Here is a 6,762-nt window from a genome sequence, read left to right as displayed (position 1 = left end):
AATTGCTCCTGTTTGTTTTGCAACTCTTTCTGCTGTTCTATGTCTAGTCCCAGTTTCTGTTGTAGGTATATTGTAGTATTTGTTATTATCTTATCGTCTATATAATATACTACACCCATAGCTTCTTTAAACTCATCCATATAGCTTCCCGATATATTTGCAAACGACTCATTCATTTGCTTTTCCATAAATATCTGTCTTAATATGCTTATTCCGTGTGATGTTGGAAACAACTTGACTATTAGTTGAACATTTTTAGGCAACATAGAAATTGGCAGATAAATCCCAGTTATAAATCCTATCAATGTTCCAATTATCGAACTCGCTGTTGAAAATGCCTTTTGACTATTAAATAAAGATACTATAAATAATATCATCGCGCTATTTGATAATGTAGTTAAAAGTATGATTATTACGACTTCTATAAGTTGATTAAATGACAGCAACTCTGCTTTACTATATAATAGATATGCTTGTGAAATTATTAAAGCGATTATAGACATTATGCTCCCAACTATAAAAGAACTCAATATATATCCTCCCATAATTTTATAATTTTTCATTGGAGATACAACAAAATCTTTTATTTTATTTTTACTTTTATCCTCAACCATTATTCCAAACGCTCCTATATTAGCAGTTACTGATGTTACTCCAATAAGTCCAGCCATAATCCAGCAATTCATTAGATTTTTTGCACCTTTTATTTCTTTAAAAGAATCTACCCATACATCCCCTAAAAATACTATATATAATCCCAATACAATAAATACTGCTAATAGTGAAAAAAATACTGCTGTTTTATCTCTAAAAAACATCTTTAAATTTCTATTTATAAAAGTAATCACTTATTTATCCCCCTTTGTAATATTTAAAAATACATCGTCCATGCTACCTTTTATTACTTCAAAAGAGTTTATATAAATTCTACAATCATCTATTATTTTTATACTATCTAATGTTGTATTTATCTCTATAGTTATATTGTTGTTTTGTATAAAGAACTCATAATTATTTTCTTTTAGATAGTTTTCGATAAAATCACTTTTCTCATCGTCAAAATATATTATCATCTTGTCTTTAGCATATTTTTCTTTTAATTCATCAGTTGTACCCTTTGCTGCTATAACCCCTTTGTCCATAACTACTATATAGTCGGCTTTTGATGCCTCCTCCATATAATGAGTCGTAAGAAATACCGTCATATTATTATCTTTTTGCAAAGTTCTTATCATCTCCCATACGTTTTTTCTTGTTTTAGTATCTAATCCTGTAGTTGGTTCATCCAAAAATAATATCTTAGGTTTATTTATAAGTGCTCTTGCAATATCTACTCTTCTTCTCTGTCCGCCTGATAGTTTTCTATATTGTCTATTTATAATTTCTCTTATTCCAGTAATATCTGCTATTTCTTCTAAATTTTTATTAAACTCATCTTTTGACATGTTATATAATTTACTTCTAGTTATTAAGTTTTCTTTTACAGTTAAAAGTTCATCTAATACACTTTCTTGAAATACTACTCCTACTAATGATTTTATTTTTTCATCATCTTTTCCAACTTCATAGTTGTTTATTTTTATACTTCCTCTATCTAGTTTTAAAAACGTACACAACATATCTATAGTAGTCGATTTTCCTGCACCATTTAATCCTAAAAATGCAAATAACTCTCCCTCTTCAACATAAAAATCTATTCCATTGACAGCTTTTACATCTTTATAAGATTTTTGAAGTTGCCTAACTTCTATTATTTTATTATTAAGTCTCATTTTCCCCTCCCCCTTCTTACTAAAATTATATTCTTAAAAAAAAGAAAAACAAGTGATTTATACATCACTTGCTTAAATTTAACTTTATAAAAATAATTTATGAAATTACTTATTATATACTTATTTTAATATTATTTTATTTTCTTTAATAATTCTAATCTCAAATCATTTAATATAGTCTTTGTAGCTCTTTCTCTTATTTGTTGTCTATCTCCATTAAATACATATTTCTTTGAAATAACATCTCCATTTATATAAATTCCAAAATAAACTAGACCAACTGGCTTTTCATCACTTCCTCCACCAGGTCCAGCTATCCCAGTTGTCGCAATTCCTACATTTGTATTGTATCTAGCTGCCACACCACAAGCCATCTCTTTTGCACACTCACTGCTGACTGCTCCATATATATCTAGTGTTTCTTTTTTTACTCCTAGCGATTTCATCTTTGCTTCGTTAGAATAAGTTACGCATCCTTCCATAAACACAGAAGATATTCCCGGATAATTTATAAGGTTTGCTGATACCATACCTCCTGTGCATGATTCTGCAACAGCAATTTTTAAATCATGTTCTACTAATATTTTTGATACAACTTCTTCTATACTAGTCTCTCCAGTAGCATATAAATTCTGTTTAAATCTTTTTTTCATCTCATCTGACATAGGTTTTATAAGATTTCTAGCTTCATCTATATTTTTTGCTTTGGCTGTAATTCTAAGCGTACACTCATAACCTTTTGCATAAGTAGCTATAGTTGGATTAGTTTGTGAATCTATTATATCTATTATATCATTTTCGACTTGAGACTCTCCAACACCTATTATTCTAAGTACTTCTGATTCTATTACATCATCTGTAAGTTTTGATAAATAAGGTTTTACATAATTTTCAAACATAGCTTCCATTTCTTTTGGCGGTCCTGGAAGTACAATTATCATTTTATTGTCTTTTTCCATAATGCAACCTGGCGCTGTCCCATTGTCATTTTTAAGTATATATGCTTCTTTTGGGAAATAAGCTTGCTTTTCATTATTTTTAGTCGGCACTCTATTCATATGTTTAAATCTCTCTAACATAGCTTCTAATGATGGTTTATGTAACTCAAGTTTATAATCAAAGCATTTTGCACAAACTTCTTTAGTTATATCGTCTTCTGTCGGCCCAAGACCTCCAGTACATATAACAATATCACTTCTATTTAGACTTTCTTTTAATGTGCTTAATAATCTCTCTTCATTATCTCCTACAGTTAGTTGATAGTAAACTTCTATCCCCATACCTGCAAGCTCTCTAGCTAAATATCTACTATTAGTATTTAATATATCTCCTAATAAAATCTCTGTTCCAACTGTTATAATTTCTGCTTTCATAATTACTCTCCTATTTTTAATCTTTGTACTATTTTATTATAATTCCCAACAATAGAATTTACATTAATTTTAATTTAAAAACACTAAATTTTTATTGCAATTTTATCTGTATTTTAATAAATTATAATATAATTAAACATTTCAGTATAAGTAGAAAGTAGGTTTTAAAATGGTATTTGATTGTCATTCTGATTTATTCACTGATGTAACTGTAAAAATGTTAAAAGGTGAAAAAGACATTATAAAAAATCATTATTTAGATGAATTAAAAAACGCAAATTTAATCGGTGGAATATATGTAATTTGGATAGACCCACCTTATGATAAATGTCCACAAAAAAGAGTTAAACAAGTTGTAGAGTGTTTAACTGAAGAAATAAATTCAAATTCTGATATTATAAAACAAATTAAACAGTTTTCTGATTTTGAAGTCGCTTTAAAACAAGATAAATTAAGTGTTTTAGTAGGTATGGAAGGTCTTAGTTATATAGGCGAAGATGTAGATATGCTTCATTATTTTTATGATGTAGTTGGAGCTAGACATGCATCACTTACATGGAATGAACAAAATGCACTTGCAACTGGTGTTGGAGGAGATCCACTTAGAGGACTTACAGACTCTGGTAAAAACGCTGTTAGAAAGCTCGAAGAATTAAAAATGATAGTAGATGTATCACATGCAAACGAAAAATCATTTTGGGATATTATGAATATCGCCACAAAACCTGTAATAGCTTCACACTCAAACGTAAAAGCTTTATCAGATCATAGAAGAAATCTTACTGATAATCAGATTAAAGCGATTGCTGAAAGTGGCGGTATAATCGGTATAAATGGCTACAGAGACTTTGTAGATTATAAAAATTGGCAAAGAGCAGATGTAGGTGATTTAGTAAATCATATAGATTATATGGCCGATTTAGTCGGTATTGATCATATTTCTTGTGGATTTGATTTTTCTGGATTTATAGACCAAGACTGTTTATCTGCATTTTTAGAAGATACATCAAATCCTAATGTGCTTGGATTAAAAGAGTTTAAGGATACTCCTAATTTAATAAAAGAGCTTCAAAAACGCGGATATACACAAGATGAGATAGAAAAAATAGGATACAAAAATGCCTTTCGAGTTATCCAACAAGTCCTTTAAATTTTTTATTTCTATTTATCTATAAAACTAAAAATCTCTATATATTAAGTAGATAACATATCATATGTTATCTACTTTTTTACTTTTTAATACTTTTTTGCTAGTTTTTGTATTATCTACCACAATATATATGATTATAGATAATCGTGGTACTTTTATTTTATTTAATTTATAAATATGATAACGTTTGGACTTATGTTGTTCCACTTGCAATTACACTTTTACTATATCAATGTGATATAAAGAAAATTTGGAAAGAAAGTGTTAAAATGCTTGTCATTTATCTGTTAAGTGCAATAGGTACAATGGCAGGTGCCGTAGTAGGTTTTTACTTCTTAGCTAGTAAAATACCTTTCTTAGCTCAAGTTGCTGGTATGATGACTGGTTCTTATATCGGTGGTTGTGCTAACTTTGCTGCTATGTCGGCGGCATTTGAACTTCCTGGTGATGTTGTTTCTGCAGCAGTCGTTTCTGACAATTTATTAATGGCATTATATTTCTTTGTATTAATAACTATACCATCAATCAATTTCTTTAGAAAACACTTCCTTCATCCACATGTTGAGGAATTTGAAAAACAAGAAATTAAAGATGGAGAAACTACAGCTTCTTCTTATTGGAGCCGTAAAGATATATCGCTAAAAGATATAGCTTTATCTATAGGTAGTGCATTTGTAATAGTAGCTGTATCAAATACTATAGCAGAGTTTTTAGCATCTACTATACCTACAAGTAATGCATTTTTATCACTTTTAAATACTTTACTTGGAAATCAATACTTAATAATAACTACTGTTACAATGATTTGTGCATCTGTATTTAGTGATTTCTTCTCTAATCTTGGAGGCACTCAAGAAATAGGTACATATTTAATATATATATTCTTCGTTGTAATAGGTGTTCCAGCTTCTATACAATCTATAGTAGTTAATTCACCATTATTATTAGTATTCTGTTTTATAGTAGTATTTATAAATATGTTAGTTACATTTACATGTGCAAAAATATTTAAATTCAACTTAGAAGATGCAATTCTTGCTTCTAATGATGTATAGGTGGTCCTACGACAGCAGCTGCTATGGCAGTTTCTAAAGGATGGACAAAATTAATAGCGCCAATAATGCTTATAGGTACTTTAGGATATGTTATAGGAAATTATTGCGGAATTATAATCGGTAATTTCTTATTATAATCTACATAAAAATATTTTATTTTTAAGAGATAACAAAATTTGTTATCTCTCTTTTGTTTGTTTTTTTATTAACAACCACCCTCTTTATTATTTACTACAATCGTGGTACTTTCTATTTATTTTTGTTATACATATAATTAATATATAATAAATATTGCTGCGGTAGTATTTACTTTAACTTAAAATTACATAGAAGTTAAATTGTAAATTATATTTACTAAAACTTCGTAAATAATAAATATAACTTATTACTGAATTAAAATTTTATTAATTAGGAGAGATAAATATGAAAAAGAAAGTTGTTGTAATAATGGGTGGTATTTCATCTGAACGTGAAGTATCTTTAAATTCTGGTAGATCTGTACTTAATGCTATAAATAGAGATAAATATGACGTACATGAATTAATAATAAATGACCCAATGGATGTTGTTAATAAAATGCCTGAAAATGTAGATTTCGCTTTATTAATTTTACACGGTAAATACGGTGAAGATGGAACTATACAATCAATGTTAGAGTCTATGGGAATTAAATATTCAGGATGTGATCCTCTAACTAGTGGAATATGCATGGATAAAAATATGTCAAAAAAAGTATTAAAAGCATCTGACATACCTACTGCTCCATGGATAATTGCAAAATCTGTTGATTCAATAGACTACGATGCAATAGAAAAAATGGGATATCCTGTTTTTATAAAACCAAATAGCGGTGGTTCTAGTGTAGCTACTTTCAAAGTAGACAGAAAAGAAGATGTTTATGAAGCTGTAAGAAAAGGTCTAGAAGTTGACGATATAGTTATGATAGAAGGTTATCTTCCAGGAGATGAGTACACTTCTTTCATATTAAACGGAGAAGTTTTCCCAACTATAAAAATAAGTTCACCAAATGAATTCTTCGACTATGAATCAAAATATGCAACTGGTGATAAAGCTGCAACTGAAGAAGTTGTTTATTTAGAAGAATCACTTCAAAACGAAATAAATATGAGAACTAAACAATGTTGGGATGCATTTAACTGTAGAGCATTTGTAAGAGTAGACTTTATATTATCAAATGGTAAATTCTATGTTCTTGAGTTAAATACTCTTCCAGGAATGACAGTAACTAGTTTAATACCTAGAAGTGCAAATGCTAAAGGTATATCTTATAGCGAATTAATAGATAAAATAATAGAGTATTCATTATAAAATAGTAAAAATCAAAAAAGTCATCACATATATTTTGTATATACTTTCTTGAATTCATAGGAAATTTGATATCTATACTCAAT

General features: G+C 28.5%; 6 protein-coding genes and 1 pseudogene. 4 read left to right on the top strand and 3 right to left on the bottom strand.

Going from position 1 to position 6,762, the window contains the following annotated elements; genetic code table 11:
* Positions 1-209: 209 nt before the first annotated feature.
* The 3 genes and pseudogenes from I4U58_RS11780 to I4U58_RS11770 all read right to left on the bottom strand — a co-directional run.
* Positions 210-818: pseudogene (locus I4U58_RS11780) on the bottom strand (ABC transporter permease); the annotation flags it as partial.
* Between the two features lie 30 nt (positions 819-848).
* Positions 849-1,772: an ABC transporter ATP-binding protein gene (locus I4U58_RS11775; protein WP_195931539.1), complete on the bottom strand. Its 924-nt coding sequence runs from the start codon at positions 1,770-1,772 to the stop codon at positions 849-851.
* A 131-nt stretch (positions 1,773-1,903) separates the two neighbouring features.
* On the bottom strand, positions 1,904-3,145 hold the full coding sequence (locus I4U58_RS11770) for a competence/damage-inducible protein A (protein WP_195931538.1): 1,242 nt from the start codon (positions 3,143-3,145) through the stop codon (positions 1,904-1,906).
* A gap of 169 nt (positions 3,146-3,314) precedes the next feature.
* On the opposite strand from I4U58_RS11770, the gene I4U58_RS11765 reads away from it, so the two are divergent.
* From I4U58_RS11765 to I4U58_RS11755, 4 genes are all read left to right on the top strand, one after another.
* Entirely contained in the window at positions 3,315-4,295 is a 981-nt protein-coding gene (locus tag I4U58_RS11765) for a dipeptidase (RefSeq protein ID WP_195931537.1), read from the top strand.
* Between the two features lie 146 nt (positions 4,296-4,441).
* Positions 4,442-5,350, top strand: coding sequence for a DUF819 family protein (locus I4U58_RS11760; RefSeq protein ID WP_347708181.1), 909 nt, complete (start codon positions 4,442-4,444; stop codon positions 5,348-5,350).
* Positions 5,351-5,373: 23 nt separating this feature from the next.
* Positions 5,374-5,487, top strand: a complete 114-nt coding sequence (locus I4U58_RS14280) for a DUF819 family protein (RefSeq protein WP_279325563.1) — start codon at positions 5,374-5,376, stop codon at positions 5,485-5,487.
* A 286-nt stretch (positions 5,488-5,773) separates the two neighbouring features.
* Positions 5,774-6,679 (top strand): D-alanine--D-alanine ligase, encoded by a 906-nt coding sequence (locus tag I4U58_RS11755; protein ID WP_195931536.1) that lies wholly within the window; start codon positions 5,774-5,776, stop codon positions 6,677-6,679.
* The last annotated feature ends 83 nt before the right edge of the window (positions 6,680-6,762 follow it).

Origin of the sequence: Clostridium sp. 1001270J_160509_D11 (genome assembly GCF_015667935.1) — a bacterium.
GTDB lineage: Bacteria > Bacillota > Clostridia > Peptostreptococcales > Peptostreptococcaceae > Intestinibacter.
Note: the sequence above shows the minus strand (reverse complement) of the source record. Positions and strands in the feature narration are given on the sequence as shown.

Excerpts from the sequence above, each read along its gene's own strand:
- I4U58_RS11775 (WP_195931539.1), bottom strand. The coding sequence starts at position 1,772 with ATGAGACTTAATAATAAAATAATAGAAGTTAGGCAACTTCAAAAATCT.
- I4U58_RS11770 (WP_195931538.1), bottom strand. The coding sequence starts at position 3,145 with ATGAAAGCAGAAATTATAACAGTTGGAACAGAGATTTTATTAGGAGAT.
- I4U58_RS11765 (WP_195931537.1), top strand. The coding sequence starts at position 3,315 with ATGGTATTTGATTGTCATTCTGATTTATTCACTGATGTAACTGTAAAA.
- I4U58_RS14280 (WP_279325563.1), top strand. The coding sequence starts at position 5,374 with ATGGCAGTTTCTAAAGGATGGACAAAATTAATAGCGCCAATAATGCTT.
- I4U58_RS11755 (WP_195931536.1), top strand. The coding sequence starts at position 5,774 with ATGAAAAAGAAAGTTGTTGTAATAATGGGTGGTATTTCATCTGAACGT.